This window comes from Haloarcula quadrata (assembly GCF_003634715.1).
Classification (GTDB): domain Archaea; phylum Halobacteriota; class Halobacteria; order Halobacteriales; family Haloarculaceae; genus Haloarcula; species Haloarcula marismortui.
Genome location: NZ_RBWW01000001.1, coordinates 2987301 through 3009477, shown reverse-complemented (window position 1 = coordinate 3009477; position 22177 = coordinate 2987301). Strand labels below are relative to the sequence as shown.

Sequence of the window (22177 nt, the reverse complement as noted above, 5' to 3'; positions counted from 1 at the left end):
AGCCGATATTCGGGAGTATGGGCCGTTGGCATCGGCAAAACTGGTGGCCCGGAGCGAGCCGGCAAATATCACGTTAAGTCGGGTAAACGGACACAAGACTGATACCATGAATCCGCCGGCTGTGGGTTAGGACAGTTCAGCGACGAGTGACGGGGCTTCCGCCGCGATGATCTCGTCAATGGCGACACGGGCCGCCGCCGGGTCCGCGGGCAGGCAGAACACTGGCGTCCCATCGGCGATCCCGGCCGTCGCACGGATGGCGATGACCTCGGTCCCCTGTTGTTCGAAGAGGAGGCCCCGGTACACTTCCTCGAATCCCGGCAGGGCTTTCTCGAACAGGGGGTGGACAGCTTCGAGCGTCTGCTCCGCCGGGGCGACGCCGAGTCCCCCCGCGGTGACGACGACCGCCACGTCGTCACGCCCGACCAACCTGTCGACGGCCTCCTGAATGCCGTCATAGTCCCCTCGAAGGCGTTCGCGGGCTGTGACTGTCTGGCCGGTCGCTTCGAGTGCTGTCTCCACTGCCTCGCCCGCTGGGTCGCCTTCCTCTGTCGCCGTCCCGACTGTGACGACGGCGATGGCCACTGACTGCTCCTGCGCCGCGTCGGTCTGGGTCACTGTTTGCGCTGGCGTCGCATCCGTTGTCTGAACTGCTGCTTCCTGTGGTGTGTCTCTCGGCTGCGTAGCTGATTGTGTCTCGGCGCTGGCTTCCTCGTCAGGTCTCTGTGTCGCCTCAGCAGCCGTTTCAGCGTCCTGTGTTTCGGTCGCTGATTGGCTGCCCACACTGTGATCCGCCGCCTCGTCGATACGGTCCGTGACAGAGCTATCGGTTTCGGGCTTCGAGGTAGGCTCGTCGCTGTTCTCTGCGGTATCATCTGCTACAGGCGTTGCTGTGCTGTCAGCTTCTTCTGGCGCTTTGTCGTCGTTTCCCGCCGCTGGATCGGCTGCTTCGGCGGGGTCCGAACTGGTGGCCTCGTCGTCAGTATCGGCTGCTGCGGATTCCTCGTCGCCCCGCGTCTCGTCCTCATCCGTTTCATCGTCTTCCCCGTCAGTCGGCCCTCGGCGTGTGTCACGGGACTGGAAATCCACCATACGACTTCATCGGCCGCCGTGAATAAATACCCTGACGACCGTTTACGGAACTGCAATACATATAATATCTGAAACCGATAGTCTTAAAATATAGAAAGAAGAATAAAAATGTATGGGTGGGAGATATCACGTCGTTTGCCATGAGTGTGCGTTCGAGGGACTGTACGAAGACGCATCGGTCGCGGAGGGGCAGCGGGACGCACATACTTCCGACAGTGGACATCAGATGAGCCTGCGTGACATCTCGTGTCAGGAAGCGCCCGGTCTGTCGCAGTAGCGGGACCGTTAGCGTTTTGCACACGCTTGCCTGACTCCGAGATATGCAGCCACGTTGTTCCGTCGGTATTACTGGAGGCCGTCCCATCGTGATGCACCGTCCGAGCAGGGACGGGGTGCGTACCGATGGCTGACGACGAGTCCGGCTACGTCCATCGCCCTGACACGGAGCCACAGGCCACAGATACGTCGCGTGCGGAGAGTGAGACGGGCACGGAAGCTGTCGACGGTCCCGAATTCGGGACGAGCGGCTGGATTCTTGTCGGGATGATCGGCGTGGCGTTCCTGCTCGTCCCTGGCGCAATTTTGCTCTTGCCGGCAGCCCAGGGCGTCATCAGTAGCCTCGGGCTCACGCTCCGTGACGCCTACCTCACGCTCCCGCTCGTTCCGGCGTTCGTGCTCGGTGCCCTCGCCGTGTGGTCCGCGGTTCGCTCGCAGACGGAGTGACCGAGAATAGTTATATCTGGAACACAATTGGTGCGTAACTGAATGGTCCTGTCGCCGCTTACTGTCGTTTTATTGTCGGGTGTCGTCGGTATGGGCGTCGCCTTTCTGGTGTGGCTCCACCGGGACCGGCCGGGTGCGGGACCGCTGGCAGTGTTCGTCGTCGCGGCGAGCCTCTGGGCTGTTGCGTACGGTATCGAACTCGCTGTGCCGGGGCTGTCCACCATGGAGCGGCTCGTTCAGGCACAGTTAACGCTCTCAGTAATCATCCCTGTCGCGTGGCTCGTGACGGTTATCGAGTACACGGGGCACCCACACTGGCTCACGCAACGCCGAACAGCGCTGTTGCTCGTCGAACCGGCGGTGTTTGTCACGCTCGTGTGGTCGAACCATGCCCACGAACTCATCTGGTCCGGCCGCCAGACCCAATTCGTCTCAGCATCGTCGGTGACGCTCGTTCCCGCGTTCGAACTCATGTACTGGGGCCATATGTCCTACATATTGCTGTTAATCCTCGCCGGCAGTTTCCTCCTGTTGCGGATGCTGTTCCGGTCGAACCAGGTGTTTCAGGGTCAGGGGCTCGCGCTGCTACTCGCCATCACCGTCCCGACAGTCGTCCAGACGCTGTTTGTGCTTGATGTGGTTCCAACCACGTTTAATCCGACAAGCCTTGGGTACGTCGCGTCGGGGGCCGTCCTCTCGGTCGCCATCCTCCGCGGGCAACTACTTGATGTGGCACCGGTGACCCGGGAACTGGGTCGGGAAGCTATCTTCACGGAAATGGACGACCTCGTCATCATTGTCGACGACGAGCGCCGTATCGTTGACGTCAATGCGGCCGCCACGGCGCTGTTCGACGGTGACCAGAACACGCTTCTGGGCCGTTCGCTACCGCAGGCGTCACCGACACTCGCCGAAACAGTCCCCGGCCCGGGTGAGCGAACGCAGACCGAGACGGCCCTCGAACGCGACGGCAGCGTCCGGTACTACGACGTGCGCGTGATACCGCTGTACCGCGCGTACGGTGTTGTTTCTGGCCATCTCATCAGCCTTCGTGATATCACAGACCGCCGACAGCGCGAACAGCGGCTAGATGTGCTTAACCGCTTGCTCCGTCACGATATCCGAAACGAGATGAACGTCGTCAAGGGGAACGCGGACTTGCTCAGGGATACGGCCGATGCCGACGAACGCGAGCGACTCAACCGTATTATGAGCACAGTCGACGACATCGTCGACCGCAGCAACAAGATCGGCCGAGTCACCGAGGCTCTAGAGACCAAACAGCACAGCCCGACAGCGCTTCAGACGCTGCTGGACTCGGTCGTGAGCGATGCGCAGGACCGTCATCCTGACGTGGCGATTACGCTCACCTGCGAGAATGATATCTGGATACGGGGCGGTCCGTCGGTCCTCATCGCGCTGGAGGAACTGGTCGAGAACGCTGTCGAACATCAGGCAACCGATGCGGGCCCAGTTGCGGTCGAGATTACGGCGACACGGGCCGATAGAACGCCGGGTGTCCATGTGGCCGTTCACGACAACGGTCCCGGTATCACCGACCACGAGCGCGAGGTTATCCGCTCGGGAACCGAAACGCCGCTCAAACACGGCTCCGGCGTCGGGCTCTGGCTCGTCAACTGGATCGTTCGGAACCTCGGCGGCCGGATGTCGTTTCCTGAGACGGACGGGCCGGGAACGACTGTGGAGTTGCAACTGCCGGCGGCTGAGCCAGCCCATGCGACGGACGAGCCCGCGGCAGTCCACGGCGAGAACGCTGATTGATGCCGGCTGCTACCACTCGATTTCAGCCTTGTCGCGCCAGAACCGCCCGCTCGGCGCGTCGGGTTGGAAGCGAGCGAGCCATACTGGCGTCTCAGCACCCTTTTCGGGCGTTCGGGGGCGCTCCCCTCAGTCATGTCCGTCTGAACGTATCCCGGACACACCGAGTTGGCGATGAGGCCGTCGGCCGCGTACTCGCCGTCGAGGTACTTCGTCAACCCGTTGACGCCCGTCTTCGAGATGCGGTAGGCCGGCGTGCCGCCTGACTGACTCTCGGTGATGGCGCCGAGGCCGGAAGACATGGTGACGATGCGACCGCCCGCCTCGGCCAGCAACAGCGGAAGGGCGTACTTCGTCATGAGCACCGCTCCTCGGAGGTTCGTGTCGAAGGTGTGGTCGATGACGTCGGTCGGCATCCCATCGAGCGGTTCCCGTGAGTCCATCACGCCGGCGTTGTTGACCAGCACGTCAAGCCGGCCCTGCTCGCGCTTGATGCGGTCGACTGCGGCGACCATCCCGTCGTCGTCGGTCACGTCGAGTTCGATAGCGTGACGGTCTGTCGCCTCGATGTCGTCAGTATCACGAGCGCCGGCGTACACCGTCGCGTCGAGGTCGACCAGCCCGTCGGCGATTGCCTTCCCGATGCCCCGCGTGGCGCCGGTGACGAGTACGACTTGGCTGTCGAGGGAGTCGTACAGCGGAACGTCCATACCCGGGGTTAGGCGGCGGGGCCGAAAAGGAAACGGGTCGGGATGTCATCACTGCAATGCCTGCCGACCGTACTGCTAGTGACTCCCCGAGCGTCGGTGTACACCGTCGCGTCGAGGCGTCGGCGTTACCGTTCTTCGTCCCGGCGCATCGCGATCTCGAACCAGGGACAGAGCCGGAGCTGACGGTAGTACTCGGGATGTTCACGCAGTCGCTCGTAGGGGACCCACATGAGGCCGTCGACCTCCTCGGGGTTCGGTTCCAGCGAGGTGTCGTGGAGTGTGGCCTGCAGGACCGCACACACTTCCCATTCGAGGCCAGCGTTCTCGTAGTAGCGCTTGTACTCGAACCGGTCGGTCACGCGGAGGTTCTGGTACTGCGAGGGGTCAACTCCCAGTTCCTCTTCGAGCCGTTCCTCGGTGGCTTCGACCTGCGTCTGACCTTCGACAGGGTGGGAGGCGACGGTCCCGTCCCAGTGTGTATCCCAGAGGCGCTTGTTCGCCGCGCGCTGTGCGAGCAGGATTCGGTCGTTCTCGTCGAACAGCAGAGCGGTGAACGCGCGGTGGCGAACACCGTCGCCAGTGTGGGCGTCGAGCCGATTGACCAGTCCCTCCTCGTTGTCATCGGCGTCTACCGCGATGACCTCCTGTCGGGCGTTTTCGTGTGTCTCGTCGACCGCGTCGGAACTCATATGTCGTATCTCTCACAGAGGCGCGTATTACGCCCTTCGACTTCCAGTCACCGCGCCGGGTGGTCCGAAACGAACTGCTTGAGTATCTGTTCCTCTGCGCGGTGGAGTGTCTCGCTGCAGGTCGACTTCGCGATACCGACGCGGTCCGCCAGTTCCGTCAGCGAGCACTCCCGCGGCGTGTCGTAGTAGCCCGCGTCGATGGCCTCCTGAACCAGTTCTAGCTGGCTCTCGGTGAGCACCTGCTCGGTTTCGAGGTGTTGCTGGATGCGGTCGACACTGAAGGAGATGCCGAATTCCTCCAGTTGCTCGCCAAGTTCGGAGAGTCGCTCCTGTGGCGCTGATATCTCCCAGACGGCCTCGCCGTCGGACAGGGTAAACGGCATTTCCAGCGGGACACCCGAGCCCTGCACTGGGAAGAGCAGGAGCGGCATCGATGTCTCGAACTGAACCAGTGCGCTGTCGTCACGGTGAGAGAGGATTTCGAGAGTTGTGACCGACTCGCGGTTCTCGATATCACGGAGGACCGCTGGGAGGTCGTCCGATGTGATCTCCGCTAGCCCGACACCGGCGTCCTCGCCGGGGAGCGCAGACAGGATGCGAAACGTCGCGTCGTCGTACGCTCGCGAGACATCGCCGATCCAGATTTCCTCCGGAATCGTGAGCGTGAGTTCAGCGTGTGGCATTGGCGTAACCGAATATATTCGCCCGACCCCTGCGTCCGTACTCCCGAACATGTTCGTCTACCTGCGATGGGGACAAGAAACTTGGGGGGCGGTGTCCCACGCTGTCAACACGAAATCAGGTCGGACAAAACCACAGCGTCGAACATCTTCGGGTATGGCGAACGCTTATCTCGCCGGCCACTGGCCGTCTGGTATGGAGCGCGTTTCGCTGACCCGGACGGTCCCGGCTAACCCGGAGACCGTCACTGCGCTGATAACGGACGTAGAGCCGTTTATGCTTGCAGCAGGGTTTGACGAGGTGACACTGGACGGGGACGACCTCGGCATCATCAATCGCGTCGGACTCTTCGAAATCGAACTGGATCTGGAAATCGTCGAGACTGACGCAGTGCTGCGGTACGAGCAGCGTCAGGGCATCTTCGAGTCGATGATAACAGAGTACACGGTTGAGGCCGTCGACGCTGGGACCGAAGTCACGGCGACGACAGAGTATAGCGCACTCGACCTCCCGGTGCTCGGCGAGATGATCGATTCGACCGTTATCTCACGACAGCGCAAGAAGGAACTGAACAAGCAGTTCGACTGGCTGGTCGAACAGGTGTCGTAGCAATATGTGTGATAAAGTCGCTCAGACGAATTCCTCTCTGCAATCCGTTGTGTATAATAACCCGAACATCTTCGGGATAGGACCGAGGGACGCCCGCCGTCAACCGGTATATATGAGCCATTCCCACGAGGACGTGCCGCCGGTTACAACCGAGGTTCACGACAACTCCTGGTCGGCGAACCTGGAGACGCCCGCACACGCCGAAGACCCCGACGTGGTCGTCGAACAGGCCATCGATGCCGTCGAGATGACGACGGCTGGGAATCACGTTAATCTGGTGAGCCACGCCGACCACGGCCACCCGGAAACCTATCTGTTTGACGCGCTGGACGAAGCGTTCGATGAGACGATCACAACGGAGTACGTCCAGCAGTGTGGCTGTGGAGGCCACGTTACCCGCGTCTACCGGGAGGCATAGATGCGCGGGCAACTCGACCTCGACCAGCAGCCGCTGGTGCTGATCTGGGAGGTAACGCAGGCCTGCGAACTGGCGTGCAAGCACTGCCGGGCCGACGCTCAGCCTCGCCGGCATCCCGACGAACTCTCGACGGCGGAGGGGAAGGCGCTGCTGGATCAAGCCAGCGAGTTCGGCGACGGTCAGCTGGTCGTCCTCTCGGGCGGGGACCCGCTGGCTCGCGGGGACCTCCCTGAACTCGTCGAGTATGGCACCGAGCAGGGCCTCCGAATGACACTGACGCCCAGCGGGACGAACTCGATCACGCCCGAGCGGCTGGCCGAACTCGATGACGCCGGACTTCGGCGGCTGGCCCTGTCCATCGACGGCGGCGACAGCGACGCTCACGACACGTTCCGGGGTGAGTCCGGGAGCTTTGAGGCGACGATGGCGGCCGCCAAGGCGGCCCGTGACCTCGACATCCCGCTGCAGATCAACACCACCGTCTGTGCTGAGACGGTCGAGCAACTGCCGGCGATCCGGGACCTCGTCGCGGACCTCGATGCGGTGCTGTGGTCGGTGTTCTTCCTCGTCCCGGTCGGTCGCGGGCGGGTCCTGACGCCGATTGCCCCCGAGCGAGCGGAGCGCGTGCTGTCGTGGCTCCACGAGGTCAGCGACGAGGCACCGTTCGGCCTCAAGACGACCGAAGCGCCCCACTACCGACGCGTCGCGATGCAGAAGCAGGACGAGGGAGCCGGCGGGCTCAAACGCCGGATGGGTATTCGTGCTGGCAAGGGGTTCGCCTTCGTGAGCCACACCGGCGAGGTGTTCCCCTCCGGGTTCCTTCCGAAATCGGCGGGCAGCGTTCGAGAGGAAAGCGTCGTGGACATTTACCGGGACTCACCGCTGTTCCAGCAGCTCAGGGACGACGACGCGTTGACGGGCAAATGCGGGGCCTGTCGATACCGGACGGTCTGTGGCGGCAGCCGGTCACGAGCGTACGCGACGACAGGGGACCCGCTGGCGGCGGACCCGCTGTGTGACTACCGGCCGGACGGGTTCGAGGGATCGGTTCCTGACCAGCACCCGGCAGATTGAGGGGATTTTTCACTCCGTGGGAACGCGCCTCGCCCGTTTTGTAATGTGGTGTCACAGTATCTTACATGAGCGACTCCGGCATTAGAGTGGAGCTGTCGGTCGACGCCCCGGGGGCCTGTCCGGTGGCGAGCGTCTCGGATGAGGCGGGCACGGCCGTGACCGATGTCGCCCGAAGCAGCCCAGATGCAGACGGGCAGGTCATCGAAGAGTTCACAGCGACGGGTACTGACGACGGGGCAATCGAGGCACGGGAGGACATGGAGAAAGTGTTCGTGACGGGCAACGGGACCCGCTACCAGTTTTCCCGGTCGCGAACTGAGTGCGTCTGCGAGGCGGTCGAAACGTATGACTGTCCGGTCGCGGATATCCGTGCTGAGGGCGGGCAGCTCCGCCTGACCTTCCACGCGCCTGATGTCGACCGGGTGCGCGCTATCGTGACGCGGCTGAAAGAACTGTACGACGGCGTTTCGCTCCGGTCGATGCGGCGGAACGGCGACGTGGACCCGGTGGACTCGATTCTCGTCGACCGAAGTAAACTCACCGACCGGCAGCAGGAAGTGCTCGAAACCGCCGTCGATATGGGGTACTTCGAATATCCGAAAGGGGCCAACGCCGGCGACGTGGCGACGGAACTGGACATCTCCGTCTCGACGTTCGCGGAACACCTTGCCGCCGCCCAGACGAAGCTGCTCGACAGCATTGTCGCGGAGTAGGCCCACAGCGCGCTGGCGGTGATGAACCACCACGAGTCGTGCTCAGGTCCCACCTCACTCCGGCCTGATTGTGACGTGCCACTCTTCGTCGGCGACCTGCTCCGCGTCGTACCGGTATCCCTTTGTCGTGAGGACGTCGTACAGCGGTACTGGCTCGAAACTGTTCACCAGCCTGAGCGCCTCGCTTTCGCTGACAGAATCGAGGGCGCTCATGATCTGTTCGAACGGTTCCCCGTCAACGTCCCGAACGTCGAGTTCCTGTACCGCCTCCTGGTGCTCTGTGCTCATACGTTCGATAACTGTCCCCGTTAGTCAGGCGCTTGTCCCGAACGTGTTCGTCTCCATGGCGGTACAGTACTCGTGGTGCGAGGCTGCACCACTCGCCACTACCGCGGGGGTACTCCCGGGACCGCGCTACCGAAGCGTCGTGTAGCTCAGTCCGGCAATTGCGATGAACTGCAACGAGCGAAGGACCAGCACGGCTTGCTGGACGTGTGGGTCGCCAGCGTAGAAGCTCTGCATCGAGAAGAAGAAGTAGACGGCGATGGCGTTCTCGGCGAGCATCGCGACGGCGAAAGCGATGAGGCCGGCGACGAGCCCTGTCCGGAACGTCGCGTAGTTACGGACCCAGACGCCCAGCAGCGGGAGCAACAATAGGACGTTAAGCCCGCCAAGGATGGCCGCAGCGGTGATGAGCGGTCCCATCGCCATCAGCACCACCCCTCCTGTTGGCTGGCCGCGGTCCGGATGGTAATTTGCCCCCTCATTCGTCCATCTTCTCCACGATTTCCTCGAAAGTGTCGCGGTAGTTGTCGAACCGGTCAGTCAGGAAGTAGAGTTTGGCGTACTCCTCGTCGCCGGATTCGACCACGTCGTGGTCCTCTAGCTGTTCCATGTGATGTCTGATCGTCTTGTAGCCTACGTCGAGTTCGTCGGCGAGTTCGTTTGCGTTCATCGGTCGGTCCGCGAGAGCGTCGATGATACGCGCCCGGTTGGCACCGCCGCGTGTCGCCGTCAGCAGATACCAGAGCGCTTTCTCCATCCCACTGTCCTCCCGGGAACTGTGTCTGCCCGTCGTATAGTCCTGTCTCTCCCCGTCGAACAGCGCGCTGGACTTGGATTCATATGCCACGATGGGATACCGGAGTCAAGACGGGCGTCGGATAAAGCGTTTCTTCGCACTCTCTTCCGAGACTGTTCCAATTTCGGGGCGACTGTCCGCGGTTCCATTCGCCTCCAAGCGCTCAGCGGAGCGCCGCCGTCGCGTCGGCCATGATGTCGATGGCCTCTTCCAGCGTCTCCATGTCTGTCGCGTAGGAGATGCGGGCGTAGCCCGCGCCGTGTTCGCCGAAAGCATCGCCAGGGACGACCACCACGCCGCGGTCGATAACTTCGTCCACCCAGCCGTCGGGGACCTTCGGCATCGCGTAGAACGCGCCCTTGGGCGTCGGACAATCCAGTCCCATCTCATTGAGGCCATCCAGCAGCACGTCCCGCCGCTCTTTGAAAGCCTCGCGCATCTCCGCGACGGGCTCCTGTGGGCCGGTCAGCGCCGCCTCGGCGGCGTACTGGGCCGGGGCTGACGCACAGGCCTGTGCGTACTGGTGGACCCGCAGCATCCGCTCGATGCGGTCCGTCGCCCCGGTGACCCAGCCGAGCCGCCAGCCCGTCATCGAGTACGCCTTCGAGCAGGCGTTGACGATGACGACGTTGCCCGTCTCGCTGAACTCCGCCGGCGAGCGATGCTCGCCCTCGAACACCTGGTGTTCGTACACCTCGTCAGAGATACACAGCACGTCGTGCTCATCGGCGATGCGGGCGAACTCCCGCATATCCTCGGGGGACTGGACCGCTCCGGTCGGGTTTGCGGGCGAGTTTACGACAAACGCCGCCGTGTCGTCGGTGATGGCCTCCTCGACCGTCTCAGGGGCCATCGTGAGGTCCTCGCGCAGTGGGACAGGTCGCGGCGTCCCGCCGGCGAGGTGGGTCAGCGCGTCGTAGGAGACGAAGCCCGGGTCCGGAAAGATGACCTCCTGTCCTGCATCGACGTGGGCCTCCAGCGCGATATGCAGCGCCTCGCTCCCGCCCGACGTGGCAATGATGTCTCCGGGGTCGACCTCAAGGTCGTTATCCCGCTCGTGCTTGGCGGCGATGGCTTCCCGGAGTTCCTCGGTCCCCTTGTTCGACGTGTAGGCATCGACGTCTCCCGCTCGAATTGCCTCGACAGCCGCTTCGCGCGCGTGCTCCGGCGTCGGGAAGTCCGGCTGGCCGAGGCCGAGGTTGATTGCGTCCTCGCCCGCTGCCTCGAACACTTCGCGGATGCCCGAGATCGATACCTGCTCTACCCGTCGGGAGAATCCAGTCATATTCTGTTTGGGGGCGGCCGGCCCGATAATTCTTCCCGATTTCGCTAGCGCACCACAGATATCGCAATCGCGCCGCCACCGCCGACGCTCACTCGCCTCGCCGCTGGCGGTCCTATCGGACGACGCTCATCGCAATTGCGCCGCCACCGCCGACGCTCACTCGCTTCGATGGCGGCGGTTCATTAGCGAACCACAGACATCGCAATTGCGCCACCGCCACCGACGCTCATCCCCACGATACCGCGGTGATGATCTGCTCGCTCCATCGCATACAGCATCGTGGTCGTGAGGATGCCGCCGCTGGCTCCGATTGGATGGCCGAGCGCCACCGCGCCGCCGAGGGGATTGTGCTTTTCGGCGGGGATGTCGAGTTCGTCGGCGACGTACACCATCTGCGCGGCAAAGGCCTCGTTGAGTTCGAAGTGGTCCACGTCGGCGACGGCGAGGTCGTTGCGCTCTAGGAGCTTCGACACTACGTCCCGTACCGCGATTGAGAACTCCGACGGATCGCGGTAGGCAACCGCGTAGTCCTCGACGTGGGCCATCGGCCCCAGCCCCTCGCGCTCGACCGTCTCGGCGTCGGCCAGCACCACTGCACCTGCCCCGTCAGAAAGCTTCGATGCGTTGCCGGCGGTGATTGTCCCACCGTCCGCAAAAGCCGGTGGGAGCGCCGCCAGCTTATCTACCGTCGTGTCCGGATGTGGCCCTTCGTCCTCTGTTACGAGCCCGTCCGCCGTTTCCACAGGAACGAGTTCCTCGGTGAACTGCCCGGACTGAATAGCCTCGCCGGCTCGGTGATTGCTCCGCCGAGCGTACTCGTCCTGGGCTTCGCGGCTGATGTCGTGCTCGGCGGCGAGTTCCTCCGTCAGCGTCCCCATATGCGCGTCGTACTGTTTGTCCCACAGCGAGTCCCATATCATCGCGTCAACGAGTTCGCTGTTCCCGTGGCGGCGACCGCCGCGCATATCCGGCACGAGATACGGAGCGTTCGACATCGACTCCATGCCGCCGGCGAGACACACCGACGCCCGACCGGCCTCGATGCGGTCGGCGGCGGTTGTGATCGCTCGCAGTCCCGACCCCGACGCCTCGTTCAGCGTCGTCGCGGCGACATCGTCAGGGAGCGGCGATTCGACGACGACCTGTCTGGCCGGGACCTGACCGACGCCGGCCTGCACCGCGTTTCCGAGGCCGACCCAGTCAACACTGTCCTCGTCGACGCTGGTCCGATTGAGCAGTCCCTCGACGGCCGCACTGCCGAGCGCTATCGCGCTTCGGTCTGTGAGCCTTCCCAGCAGTTCACCGTGTGCGGTGCGTGCGCCGTCGACCAGAACCACATCAGTCATACGAGCTACATGAACCTAATCCTACAATATTGTTCGCCCGACGATGAACGGCGTCCTACTCCTCAGTCGACGTCCGCAGTTCCTCGATAGCCGTCTCAAGTCGTCTGAGTGTCGCATCAGCGTCGGTGTAGCCTTGCTCGTACTCACCGTAGGCGTCGTCGGCTTCGTTTAGGAATGCCTCAACAGCGTCGTGCATCTCGTGGTCGCTCATGGCTGTCCCGACGGCAGCCGACCGGAAAAGTCCCGCTACTCGCGGGTCACTGTGTCACGTCGTAGTCGACGCTCGCATCGCGGAGTGCGTCGGTCACACGCCCGACGGTGTCCTGTGTCGCGACGACAACAGCATCGAGTCCCCGCGATGCGGCGGCGGCGGCCACCTCACCCGCCGCGAAATGTGTTGTCGGTTCGATGTCGGAATCGCGGAGCGCAACGACGGATTCGACGCCCGCGGCGGTAACAATAGGGACATCTGCACAGGCCGCGGCGATGTCGTCGATGTTCTCGACCGGCCCCGACCGGACCGGCGGGACCTGAATGACGCTGACGTGACCGGGGTCGAGGTCGATGACACCCTCGAAGCCGGTGACGCCGACGACCTCGCCCTCTGCGGCGCTGGTCGTCGTCACGCCCGTCGCGTCGCCGCCGCCGGGGTCAGCGTGCAACAGGCCGTCCGATAGCGAGAGCGTGACCGTCTCGCCTTCCGCCAGATCCGCCGTGGCGATGGCGGCGTCTTCCTGCACGCTGCCGAGCACGTCGTCGGTGACGTGGTCGGCGAACCGGCGGACGTCGGTCGCGGACTGGAACACCCAGTCGACGCCCTCTTTCGTGACGCGATAGCGCGACCGCCCTTCCTTCTCGACGAGGCCGTCGTCGACGAGTTCACGGATGTACTCGCTGACGGCCTGGCTCGTCACACCGACAGCGTCGGCGATTTCGCCCTGACTCACTGCGGGCTGGCGCTCGGCGATCTCCACGAGGACCCGAAACCGCGTTGCGGCCCGCTTGTTCTCCAGGACGTCGACCATACAGGAATCACGGGAGTCGCAGGTAAAAATACCACCGACACTGTCAGGCCGAGATATTCGGCTGCAGTCCGGCCACCTGCGATGTGTCTCGTCGCCATGCCCGACAATATAAGCTTCCCCGGTGCTGACTGGACGGCGATGACAGCCAGCTACGACGACCGGGCGCTCCTGCTCGGGGAGACGCTCGTCGTCGCGGACCTCCACGTTGGCCGGGGCACCGGCGGGAACCTCGAACTCCCGGTCGGGTCCGGCTCGGACATGGTCCAGCGGTTCCAGTCGCTCGTCGAGCGCCATGACCCAGCGGAGGTCGTTATCGCCGGCGACCTCCTCCACTCGTTCCGGACCGTCCCTCGGTCGGTCGAAAGTACCGTGGCAGGGCTCAAAAGCGCCTGTCAGGCGGCCGGGGCTCGCCTGCTTGTGACGCCGGGTAACCACGACACGATGCTCGACAGCGTGTGGGACGGCCCGACCGAAACGACGTATCGCGTCGGCGAAACCGTCGTCTGTCACGGCCACGAGGCACCCGACGTTGATGCCGAGCGCTACGTCGTTGGACACGACCATCCGACGATCAGCATCGAGGGTCAACGCCAACCCTGCTACCTCGTCGGCAGCGGTCAATACCGCAGCAGCGACGTGGTGATGCTCCCGTCGTTCAACAGGCTGAACGCCGGCGTGGAGGTCAACGAGATGCGGGCCAGTGACTTTCAGTCCCCGCTCGTTACTGATGCCGACCGATTAGAGCCGGTAGTCTGGGACGAGAGCGGGCGCGAGACGCTGTCGTTCCCGCCGCTGGGTGAGTTCCGTCGAATGTTATAACGGTAAATATTTGAGCTACGACGGTGGACGCTGGAACATGGTTCAGACAGAAATCGCGCTGGGTCTCATCGCGATTACGCTGCTTTCGCTACTGCTGCTGTACTTCGCGACGATAAAGTACGTCTCGGAAGTCCTCGAAGGAGAGGGGCACGAACAAGAGGGAAACACGAATAGCGGCGGTCCGGCCGCATAGGCCGCCGGCCCTCTTTTGCAGTCGTATCGGCGTTTCTCTTATCGAAGCAGATCGGCGGCGACCTTGCCGCTTTCCAGCGCACCCTGTATCGCCGACCAGCGGGTGTAGTCGCCCGCCAGGACGGCGTTGCCCTCTGGCGCTGTCGGGTCCGGGAGCGCGTCCCGATACCCCGGCGGCTGAGCGAACTGTGAGAGTGGGACGCGGTCGGTCCGGAGCAGTTCCAGCGCCTCGAAGCTCGCGTTCGGATACCACGACTGCAGCGCCGCCCGGACTTCAGCGGCCAGTTCCGCGTCGTCTTCTTCCGGCGTCCCGAGGAATGTGGCGCTGTATAGCTCCATGCCAGCGGGCGCGTACTCGCTGGCGACCGCCGACAGCGGCGCGACGGTGTTCGGTCGGTCGTCCGCCGCGTTGAGGATGATGCGCTGTCCGGTGGCCGGAGCGCGGTTCGTCGGGAGTGCGAAGTACTGGGTGACACAGCCGACGGGCTCGGTCGGAATCGCATCGATATCCGTCAGCTCCGCCGCCGTCTGCGGGTCCGTCGCGACGACGGCACTTTCGGCCGTCACTGTTTCGCTGCCTACCTCGGCAGTAACCTCTCCCTCGTGGGTCTCCAACTCTGTCACGGGCGCGTCGGTTTCGATGGTCGCGCCCGCCGAGCGAGCGCGGTCAGCAAGCTGTCGCGGCATCGCCTGCATCCCGTTGGCGGGGACGAATATCTCGCCTTCGCTCAGCATCTTGTAGGTGTACTCGAAGATGCTGCTATCCGTGCCCAGTGAGCGGTCAAGCGTGATGCCGCCGTAAAAGGGTGCGGCGAACCGCTCGACGAACCGCTTTGAAAATCCGTAGTCAGCGAGGTATTCCCGGATGGTCGTTCCGCCCCGAGAGAGCAATTCGACCGGTTCGACGCCGGCCAGTTCGCGCTGGAGCCGGAACAGTCGGAGCTTGTCGGCCGTGCGCACGTCGGTATTGAGCAGCGTCTGCGGTGCGGCGGAGGGATTCCGGAGCGGGTCCGACAGCACCGAGCGGTGGTTCGGGCTAGCGATAGTGGCCCCCGGCGTGAACGTCCGCGGAGCCAGCGCCTCAACGTCGAGTTCCCGCTTCGCCGCGGGATAGGCGGTGAACATGACCTGAAACCCACGGTCGAACGTGTAGCTGTCCTCGTGAACTGTCCGGACGCGACCGCCCACGTCCGAGCGCTGCTCGAACACTGTCACGTCCCGACCCGACTCCGCCAGGTGGCGGGCGGCGACCAGCCCGGCGAGTCCCCCGCCGGCGACGACGACATCTGTCATACTCTTCAGTTCGAGCGCCCGGGACAAGAGGGTGCTGAAGCGGGACCGGACCACACTTGGTTGTCCCGTCCACAGAGAAAGACATGGAGACGACTGCGGCGTTTCGCGGCCTCATCTGCACGGCGTGTGGCGCGGAAACCGACAGCACGGCCGACCGCTGTCCCGACTGTGGCGGGGTTCTCGTCGGTGACTACGACGTTCCGGACCTGACGCCCGAGGCGCTGCCCGATGTGACAGGGCCAGGCCGGTACGAGCCGCTTCGGCCGTTCTCGGGTGACGCAACGGTGACGCTCGACGAAGGGGCGACACCGCTGGTTCCGGTGCCGGAGCTGGCCGACGAACTCGGCGTCGACTCGGTGTACGTCAAAGACGAGGGGCGCAATCCGACGGCGTCGCTGGGCGACCGCAAACTTTCGCTCGCTGTCACCGCTGCCGCTCAGCGCGGAGCTGAGCGCGTCGCGACACCGTCGACGGGGAACGGCGCACAGGCCAACGCCGCCTACGCGGCCCGCGCCGGCATCGAGTCGAAGGGCTTCGTCCCCTCACGCTGTCCGTTCCTCAACAAGGCGATGGTGAACGTCCACGGCGGCGATATGCGCGTCGTCGAGGGCCGGTATGACGACGCCGTCTCGGTGTCTGACGAGGAACTTGCCGACGCGTCCGACGGCTGGGTCTCAGTCGCGCCCGGCCACCCGTTCCGCATCGAGGGTGCCAAATCCGTCGCGTTCGAGACGGCCGACGACCTCGACTGGACGGCCCCCGACGCGGTGGTCCACCCCACCGGCCACGGCGAGACGCTCGTCGGTCTCGAACACGGCTTTCAGGCGGCAGCCGAGAGCGGCCTCACGGACTCGACGCCGCGAATCTACGCCGCACAGCCCGACTCGACGGCCGCCATCGCCGATGCCGCAAACGAAGGTGCGAGCGAACCGGCGACTATCGAGCACCCCGACACCATCGTCGGCCCGCTTGAGGTCCCCGACCCTGCCGCCGGCGCTGCGGCGCTCGACTCGCTCGACCGCTCGGGCGGCGACGGCGTCGCCGTCTCAGATAAGGACATTCTGGCTGGCGCGGTCGACGGCTGCGAGATGGGGCCGGAAACCGGTGCGACCGGCGGGACCGCGATCGCCGGTGCGCGGGCACTGGCTGACGATGGGGCCTTCGACGACGACGATGTCGTCGTTCTAGTGAACCCTGTCGCCGGGAGCAAGGAGGCGGACCTGCTGCGCAGCCACCTCATGAGCCAGGGCATCTGAGAATTCGGGCGGCTGCCCGGGGGAGCGGGTCCGATATTGCCGTCAAGCAGGCAGGTATCCCACATTTCGATGTTGTTTATACGGCTCTGACCCATTCACGAAGCTAATGCGCGTTGCAGCGTTCAGCGAACTCACCGGCCCGGACGGCGTCTCGGTTATCGACCAAGCAACCCCAGAGCCCGAACACGGCGAGGCAGTGGTCTCCGTCGAAGCGTGTGCGATCAACCGCCACGACCTCTGGGTTCTCGAAGGGGATTCCGCGATGGTCGACACGGATGATTTACCGTTTGTCAGCGGCCTCGATGTCGCCGGGACCGTCGATGCCGTCGGCGACGGGGTTACCGCTGTCGAACCCGGGGACCGCGTGGTCCTCTGTCCGAACGAGACCTGCGGGACGTGTCGCTACTGTCGTGAGGGGCCGGAGAACCTCTGTGAGAACTTCTCGCTGTACCACGGTGGCCTCGCCGAGGCGGCCCGTGTGCAGGCCGACCGCCTCGTCAGGCTTCTCGACGGCGTGGAACCGGTCGACGCGGCCGCGCTTCCGACGGCCTACATGACGGCCTTCCATATGCTCCGTCGGGTCGACGCTGGACCGGGCGATCTGGTGTTCATCCCGGGCGTCACCGGCGGTGTCGGCGTCGCAGGCGTGCAACTCGCGTCCGTTCTCGGCGCTCACAGCGTCGGGACCTCGTCTTCAGCGGCGAAGCTAACCCGCGTCGAATCGCTCGGTCTGGACTACGCCATCGAGAGCACCGATCCGGACGAGATTCGGGCAGCGGTCACCGAGATCGGGACGGTTGATGGCGTCCTCAATCATCTCGGTGGTGAGTACACGCAGGTCGGTCTGGATGTTCTCCGTCGCGGTGGCCGGATGGCCGTCTGTGGTCGGACCGCCGGCGGCACATCCGAGATCAATATTCCCGACCTGTTCCTCGGTCACAAGCGTGTTATCGGGAGTACGATGGGGACGCAGGGCGATTTGGAACGACTTGTCGACCTCGTCGCTGACGGCGAACTCACCCCGGAGATAGAGGAGACGTACTCCCTAGAGGAGACCGGTGCGGCGTTTGCGGCGATGCAGGACCGCGATAGCGTTGGAAAGCTCGTCGTGACGCCGTAGCTCCTCTACTGGCCCGGCAGAGCGTCTTGTGGGACTGCGTCCGAGTGGGTCCAGAGCAAGTACGGTAGGAGTACGTGTCTTTTGGGTCGGCCATCACAGTCGGGTCGTACACGCGACAGACCGGCTTATATGCGTAGAAACGGGCTCTCACACAGCTCTTCACGAGATATTGATTTCAGCCAGAGTCTTTCGCAGAGACTTCACAGTAGCGCCCATAGTGACCGAACTATCATTCGGATATTCGGTAGCTGTGCGTAGTTACTTCGGGAGCCCGGCCTTGTCTCAATCACGGTCGGTAATATCGCTTGCAACGCCAAAGATAGCAACAGGGTCGTCTGGATCAGCAACGGTTCCAATATCGTAGAACGGTGTCTTCGAACTCAAATATACCCGCTGGTCCCCGTCAACATTGATTTGCTCCTCGGTTTCGATTGGATCACCGGTTTCGAGCACCTCCTGATCGTTCTCTTGTACTTCAGCCACTGTTTCTGGATCAAAGAGATCGCTATCCGTCTGTCCCTGAACCTCAGTGTCAGCAAGATCAAACAGAGCCCGGAACTGTTCATTTACCAAAATATACTCCCCCTTCCGGTTTTTCAGGAACATCGGCACTGTCGTCCGTTCGAGGATCTCATCGAGTATCTGTTCGCGGTCGCGCAGATCCGTCTGTACTTGCTGTGCATGCATCGCATGTGCGATATCCTGCCCTAATTCTGTGAGCAGGTTCTGTTCCTGGTCATCGAACGCATAGCGGCGATCGGCAAATACCGCTAACAGGCCGTGGAGAGTTTCATTGTACTCAAGTGGGACGACCGCAAGCGCCTGAAAGCCCCGCTTGATAGCCTGCTCACGCCAATCTTCATACCGGTCGTCTGCTGAGATGTCCTGTGAGATGGCTATCTCACGCTTGTGATAGGCCCGGCCACTTGGAGCGTGACGGCCCGTAGAGCCCACATCGATACATATATCGAGCATCTCGAAATAGCCAGCGTCCGCACCCGCCCACGTTCGTGGCTCAATTCGCATCGTATCAGCATCGACACCCGCAATGCAGGCTGTTAGATACGGATCAGCGTCGCTTAGAGTCCCGCAAATATCCTGTTCGATATCAGCCACGGAGTCAGCGTAGATGAGTGCGCGATTTACATTCCGCAATACCTCGGTGATCCGCTTGTGTTCAGACGCTTGGCGCTGAGACCGATACTGATCGACAGCGTTTTGACATCGGTTGGCAAGGATTTTGTACTGCTCGGTGCCGCCGCCTTTCTGGAGGTAATCGGTCGCACCAGCCGAAATAGCGTCGGCTGCGACTTCTTCTGACCCTTTGCCCGTAAACAAAATGAATGGTAGTTGTGGATAAGCGTCTCGAACGGATCTGAGGAATTCGATGCCGTCCGTGTGAGGCATATCAAAGTCACTAACGATACAGTCGATTACGTGACTGTCATCAGCGAGGTGTTGGAGGCCCTCGGTGGCGCTGGCCGCAGTACTAATGTTGAACTGGTCACCCTCCCGCTCAAGAAACTCCGACACCAGACCTCGCAAATCGGGGTCGTCGTCCACATGTAGAACGTGGACGGAATCAGCCATATTATGTGATTATGCTCACAACATGTAAATATTTTATTCTCAATATATTTTTATTTCGGAACGCACGGCGTACTTGTTCCGTTTATATTCTACATTGAGCGGTTCTCGAGTAGACGAGTATGCGAACTGCTGCTCGGCTTACGACGCCCGCTGTCTCGACGCACCAGACGCGTGCTGTTTTGCAGTGGTGTACGCTTCCCGGACACGCTTGAACTCGTCCTCGTTGCCACCGTGGTCCGGGTGGACCTCCTTGACGCGCTCGCGGTAGGCCGATTTCACGTCGTCCAGCGACGCGCTCTGGGTCAGGCCCAGTTCGCTGAACGCCTGCACCGTCGGGTGTGGTTCCTCCTCAGGGTCCGGGCCGAGGTCGACTTCGGGCGTCTCGAAGGGCAGGCGCGCGCCGAGGTAGACGCCGGGCATCTCGTGTTCGACCAGTACGGGGATAGTCGGCGACCGCTCGATACGGTAGTACGCCCGGGCGTCAAACGTGATTGCCACGTCCCGCTTGGGGAGATAGAAGGCGACGTGTTGCCCCTCGACGAAGTGGTTCTCGGCGAACTGCTCGTCGATGGCTGTGAGATACTCTCGGAGTTCCGCCCGGCGTCGCATCTCCCCGCCGTCTGTCGCCTGCCGGTTCGGCCGCTTGGCCGGAAACACACGGTTCGCGAGGACGAACAGACCGGCGACGACGAGGCTCCCGACGACACCTAAAACGAGCCCAAGGACCAGCCACTCCGGTAGGACGCCCGGTTGTGTCTGCACAACCCTCTGTTAGGCCCCAGTGGTAAAGAAATTCCCGCTCTCCGGTAACACGTGACTGCTCTGGGCGGACTGCTGTCTGTCACTTCTGGCTGACACAACTCCGTAGTCAGCGAGTACTGCGACGGAGGAATAACAATCCGTCTTAACCGATGTATCTGAGGTCTTCGTCGGCGGGCGACGGGGAGTTTTGCTGCTCCATCTCCTGGATCTTCCGGACGACTTCCTCCATCTCGTCAGCACGGTCCTCCAGCGAACTGTAGTCAACCTCGAACCCGATGACGTCCTGCAGGATTTCGAGGACGGCCTGCGCGCTCTTGGGGTCGACCAGATAGCCCGACGTTTCGCCCATGAGGCAACTGGCCGGCACGTCCCGTCGCTTGCTCAGGCCCAGCAGTAGGCCGGAGACGCCGACAATGCCGCCCGCGGGCTCGTCCTCGCGGAAGGCTACGCCAGACTCCTCCAGCGTCTCCTTGAACTCCTCGGTCGTCGTCGCACCGAGCACGTCGTACTCCTCAATGAGTTCGCCGGTCGGGACGCCGCCGAGAGCGAACACCCGCTGGACGCCAAACTCGTCGGCGATGTCGAGGAACGTATCGGTCAGGCCGTAGTGGCCCTGATTGTTCTGGGCCTGGTGGTCTCCAGAGAGCACGAGCAGGTCCTGTCCCTCTTCGGGGGTGACAGCGTGGAACTCGGCGCAGGCGAGTTGTGCCTGGCCGTCATCGATGCTGACCTGCGGTGGGAAATGTGTCGAGTAGACGCGGCGGACGAGCTCGCTTTCGAGCTCCTCCAGCAGATGCTCTGCGGCGAGCTTCCCGACGTGGCCGACGCCGGGTAAGCCCTCGACCAGTACCGGTTCGTTGAGGTCGGGGTCCGCTACGCGCTCGATGTCGAATTCGTCCATACGGCTTATTCCCGGCTGCGGCGCTTAAGAGAACGTCGATACTCGCCGTAGCTGTCTTCAGGAGAGAACGGCGCGGGTGCGCTGTTGACCGCTTCGGCCCCGCACTCCGGACAGATGTCGTCCAGCGTGTACACCGGCCGGTCGTGTTCGGACTCCCAGACGGCACAGACGTGGATATCCGATTTCATCGGTGGTGAATCACTGGCGCAGCAACCGACTTACTCGTCGTCTTCGCTGCGTTCGCGGTGGAACTGCCCCGACCCACCGTGTTGCTCAACGACTTTCGCGGCGCGGTCTGCACTCTCTTCGAGTGCGTCCTCGGCGGTCTTGTAGTCAGGCGCTTGCACCTGAATGCGGTACTCGGGCGACCCGACGTAGGTCACTTCGAGTTCGATCTCGTCGGGGACCTCGCCGTTGCCCTCCGCGGCCTGCAGCGCTTCCTTGATGATGTCGACGCCGTCGCTTTCGGGACAGGACAGGTCGACGTAGCCGGTGACCTGCACGTACGGCACGGAGACATTGTTCCGGGCCGTCTGGACGATGGCGTCGATCTCCTCCTCGGAGAGGTCGACGTCTTCGAGGGCGTCCTTCCCGTGGATCGCTGCCGACTCGAACCCATCGTACATCGAGCCGAACTCCGCCAACAGCTCGTTGGCGATGGCGGCGTAGGTCTCGTCGTCCAGATCTTCGCCGAAGGCCAGCTCCATCCAGTTGTCGGCCTTCTGCTCGTTTTTCCACTCCTGAATCTTCTCTTTTCGCTGGTGGTCGTTGACGTCCTTGATCGAGAGGTCGATCTGCTGGGCGCTCTCGTCGACGTCAAGCACCTTGGCAACGACTGTCTGCCCTTCGTTGACGTGGTCGCGGACGTTCTTGATCCATCCGCTGGCGACCTCGGAGATGTGACAGAGGCCGCGCTTGCCTTCGTACTCGTCGAGGTCGACGAAGACGCCGAAGTCCTCGATCTCGTCGATCTTGCCGACGACGAGTTCGCCCGGTTCGGGCCAGCCGCTGTATTTCAT

The 22177-nt window shown here is 63.0% G+C and carries 27 protein-coding genes and 1 pseudogene; 11 read left to right on the top strand and 17 right to left on the bottom strand.

Annotation, left to right across the window (positions count from 1 at the left end; translation table 11 throughout):
* Nucleotides 1-126 precede the first annotated feature (126 nt).
* Entirely contained in the window at nucleotides 127-1092 is a 966-nt protein-coding gene (locus tag BDK61_RS15555; RefSeq protein ID WP_121303687.1) for a molybdopterin-binding protein, read from the bottom strand.
* A 112-nt stretch (nucleotides 1093-1204) separates the two neighbouring features.
* On the opposite strand from BDK61_RS15555, the gene BDK61_RS23515 reads away from it, so the two are divergent.
* The 3 genes from BDK61_RS23515 to BDK61_RS15545 all read left to right on the top strand — a co-directional run bounded on the left by BDK61_RS23515 (nucleotide 1205) and on the right by BDK61_RS15545 (nucleotide 3597).
* Nucleotides 1205-1369, top strand: coding sequence for a hypothetical protein (locus tag BDK61_RS23515; protein WP_164734741.1), 165 nt, complete (start codon nucleotides 1205-1207; stop codon nucleotides 1367-1369).
* 125 nt (nucleotides 1370-1494) lie between these two features.
* Complete coding sequence (locus BDK61_RS15550; protein ID WP_004963662.1) at nucleotides 1495-1815, top strand: hypothetical protein; 321 nt, start codon at nucleotides 1495-1497, stop codon at nucleotides 1813-1815.
* A 42-nt stretch (nucleotides 1816-1857) separates the two neighbouring features.
* Nucleotides 1858-3597, top strand: coding sequence for a histidine kinase N-terminal 7TM domain-containing protein (locus BDK61_RS15545; protein ID WP_121303686.1), 1740 nt, complete (start codon nucleotides 1858-1860; stop codon nucleotides 3595-3597).
* Nucleotides 3598-3606: 9 nt separating this feature from the next.
* Here BDK61_RS15545 and BDK61_RS15540 read toward each other — a convergent pair.
* The 3 genes and pseudogenes from BDK61_RS15540 to BDK61_RS15530 form a co-directional block, all read right to left on the bottom strand.
* Nucleotides 3607-4304, bottom strand: a pseudogene (locus BDK61_RS15540) (SDR family NAD(P)-dependent oxidoreductase).
* Nucleotides 4305-4429: 125 nt separating this feature from the next.
* Nucleotides 4430-4993 carry an NUDIX hydrolase gene (locus BDK61_RS15535; RefSeq protein ID WP_011224828.1) on the bottom strand — a complete coding sequence of 188 codons (564 nt, stop codon included), beginning with the start codon at nucleotides 4991-4993 and terminating at the stop codon, nucleotides 4430-4432.
* Between the two features lie 47 nt (nucleotides 4994-5040).
* Nucleotides 5041-5676, bottom strand: coding sequence for a helix-turn-helix domain-containing protein (locus BDK61_RS15530; RefSeq protein ID WP_121303685.1), 636 nt, complete (start codon nucleotides 5674-5676; stop codon nucleotides 5041-5043).
* Nucleotides 5677-5869: 193 nt separating this feature from the next.
* Between BDK61_RS15530 and BDK61_RS15525 the strand changes: the two genes are divergently transcribed.
* The 4 genes from BDK61_RS15525 (at nucleotide 5870) to BDK61_RS15510 (ending at nucleotide 8488) form a co-directional block, all read left to right on the top strand.
* Nucleotides 5870-6283: an SRPBCC family protein gene (locus BDK61_RS15525; protein WP_244209813.1), complete on the top strand. Its 414-nt coding sequence runs from the start codon at nucleotides 5870-5872 to the stop codon at nucleotides 6281-6283.
* Nucleotides 6284-6395: 112 nt separating this feature from the next.
* Entirely contained in the window at nucleotides 6396-6701 is a 306-nt protein-coding gene (locus BDK61_RS15520; RefSeq protein WP_121303683.1) for a CGCGG family putative rSAM-modified RiPP protein, read from the top strand.
* A complete protein-coding gene (locus BDK61_RS15515; RefSeq protein ID WP_121303682.1) occupies nucleotides 6702-7775 on the top strand; it encodes a radical SAM/SPASM domain-containing protein in 1074 nt (357 codons plus the stop codon).
* Between the two features lie 65 nt (nucleotides 7776-7840).
* Nucleotides 7841-8488, top strand: a complete 648-nt coding sequence (locus BDK61_RS15510; RefSeq protein ID WP_004963636.1) for a helix-turn-helix domain-containing protein — start codon at nucleotides 7841-7843, stop codon at nucleotides 8486-8488.
* A gap of 54 nt (nucleotides 8489-8542) precedes the next feature.
* Here the strand turns inward: BDK61_RS15510 and BDK61_RS15505 are convergent, their stop codons facing one another.
* The 7 genes from BDK61_RS15505 to BDK61_RS15480 form a co-directional block, all read right to left on the bottom strand.
* Nucleotides 8543-8776 (bottom strand): DUF2249 domain-containing protein, encoded by a 234-nt coding sequence (locus BDK61_RS15505; protein WP_121303681.1) that lies wholly within the window; start codon nucleotides 8774-8776, stop codon nucleotides 8543-8545.
* Between the two features lie 126 nt (nucleotides 8777-8902).
* On the bottom strand, nucleotides 8903-9199 hold the full coding sequence (locus BDK61_RS15500; RefSeq protein WP_121303680.1) for a hypothetical protein: 297 nt from the start codon (nucleotides 9197-9199) through the stop codon (nucleotides 8903-8905).
* A 52-nt stretch (nucleotides 9200-9251) separates the two neighbouring features.
* On the bottom strand, nucleotides 9252-9530 hold the full coding sequence (locus BDK61_RS15495) for an ArsR/SmtB family transcription factor (RefSeq protein WP_004963627.1): 279 nt from the start codon (nucleotides 9528-9530) through the stop codon (nucleotides 9252-9254).
* A gap of 202 nt (nucleotides 9531-9732) precedes the next feature.
* The gene (locus tag BDK61_RS15490) at nucleotides 9733-10854 is read right to left on the bottom strand and encodes a pyridoxal phosphate-dependent aminotransferase (RefSeq protein WP_121303679.1); all 1122 of its coding nucleotides are present in this window, start codon (nucleotides 10852-10854) and stop codon (nucleotides 9733-9735) included.
* A 182-nt stretch (nucleotides 10855-11036) separates the two neighbouring features.
* Nucleotides 11037-12200, bottom strand: coding sequence for a thiolase family protein (locus BDK61_RS15485; RefSeq protein ID WP_121303678.1), 1164 nt, complete (start codon nucleotides 12198-12200; stop codon nucleotides 11037-11039).
* 55 nt (nucleotides 12201-12255) lie between these two features.
* On the bottom strand, nucleotides 12256-12411 hold the full coding sequence (locus BDK61_RS23510) for a hypothetical protein (protein WP_004963619.1): 156 nt from the start codon (nucleotides 12409-12411) through the stop codon (nucleotides 12256-12258).
* Between the two features lie 46 nt (nucleotides 12412-12457).
* The gene (locus BDK61_RS15480) at nucleotides 12458-13225 is read right to left on the bottom strand and encodes a DUF7839 domain-containing protein (RefSeq protein ID WP_121303677.1); all 768 of its coding nucleotides are present in this window, start codon (nucleotides 13223-13225) and stop codon (nucleotides 12458-12460) included.
* An 81-nt stretch (nucleotides 13226-13306) separates the two neighbouring features.
* On the opposite strand from BDK61_RS15480, the gene BDK61_RS15475 reads away from it, so the two are divergent.
* The gene (locus BDK61_RS15475; RefSeq protein ID WP_208644675.1) at nucleotides 13307-14044 is read left to right on the top strand and encodes a metallophosphoesterase; all 738 of its coding nucleotides are present in this window, start codon (nucleotides 13307-13309) and stop codon (nucleotides 14042-14044) included.
* Nucleotides 14045-14081: 37 nt separating this feature from the next.
* Entirely contained in the window at nucleotides 14082-14237 is a 156-nt protein-coding gene (locus BDK61_RS23505) for a hypothetical protein (RefSeq protein WP_004593663.1), read from the top strand.
* 38 nt (nucleotides 14238-14275) lie between these two features.
* Here BDK61_RS23505 and BDK61_RS15470 read toward each other — a convergent pair whose 3' ends face one another.
* Complete coding sequence (locus BDK61_RS15470) at nucleotides 14276-15529, bottom strand: NAD(P)/FAD-dependent oxidoreductase (RefSeq protein ID WP_167467391.1); 1254 nt, start codon at nucleotides 15527-15529, stop codon at nucleotides 14276-14278.
* A gap of 83 nt (nucleotides 15530-15612) precedes the next feature.
* On the opposite strand from BDK61_RS15470, the gene BDK61_RS15465 reads away from it, so the two are divergent.
* Both BDK61_RS15465 and BDK61_RS15460 read left to right on the top strand, forming a co-directional pair.
* Nucleotides 15613-16785, top strand: coding sequence for a threonine synthase (locus BDK61_RS15465; RefSeq protein WP_004963607.1), 1173 nt, complete (start codon nucleotides 15613-15615; stop codon nucleotides 16783-16785).
* A gap of 106 nt (nucleotides 16786-16891) precedes the next feature.
* Nucleotides 16892-17905 (top strand): alcohol dehydrogenase catalytic domain-containing protein, encoded by a 1014-nt coding sequence (locus tag BDK61_RS15460; protein ID WP_121303675.1) that lies wholly within the window; start codon nucleotides 16892-16894, stop codon nucleotides 17903-17905.
* A 282-nt stretch (nucleotides 17906-18187) separates the two neighbouring features.
* Here the strand turns inward: BDK61_RS15460 and BDK61_RS15455 are convergent, their stop codons facing one another.
* The 5 genes from BDK61_RS15455 to BDK61_RS15435 all read right to left on the bottom strand — a co-directional run bounded on the left by BDK61_RS15455 (nucleotide 18188) and on the right by BDK61_RS15435 (nucleotide 22177).
* Nucleotides 18188-19495, bottom strand: a complete 1308-nt coding sequence (locus BDK61_RS15455; RefSeq protein ID WP_121303674.1) for a PAS domain-containing protein — start codon at nucleotides 19493-19495, stop codon at nucleotides 18188-18190.
* A gap of 138 nt (nucleotides 19496-19633) precedes the next feature.
* On the bottom strand, nucleotides 19634-20257 hold the full coding sequence (locus BDK61_RS15450) for a J domain-containing protein (protein WP_005535760.1): 624 nt from the start codon (nucleotides 20255-20257) through the stop codon (nucleotides 19634-19636).
* Between the two features lie 142 nt (nucleotides 20258-20399).
* The gene (locus tag BDK61_RS15445; protein ID WP_121303673.1) at nucleotides 20400-21158 is read right to left on the bottom strand and encodes a proteasome assembly chaperone family protein; all 759 of its coding nucleotides are present in this window, start codon (nucleotides 21156-21158) and stop codon (nucleotides 20400-20402) included.
* A 5-nt stretch (nucleotides 21159-21163) separates the two neighbouring features.
* Nucleotides 21164-21346 (bottom strand): RNA-protein complex protein Nop10, encoded by a 183-nt coding sequence (locus tag BDK61_RS15440; protein ID WP_121303672.1) that lies wholly within the window; start codon nucleotides 21344-21346, stop codon nucleotides 21164-21166.
* 30 nt (nucleotides 21347-21376) lie between these two features.
* The gene (locus BDK61_RS15435; RefSeq protein WP_004963592.1) at nucleotides 21377-22177 is read right to left on the bottom strand and encodes a translation initiation factor IF-2 subunit alpha; all 801 of its coding nucleotides are present in this window, start codon (nucleotides 22175-22177) and stop codon (nucleotides 21377-21379) included.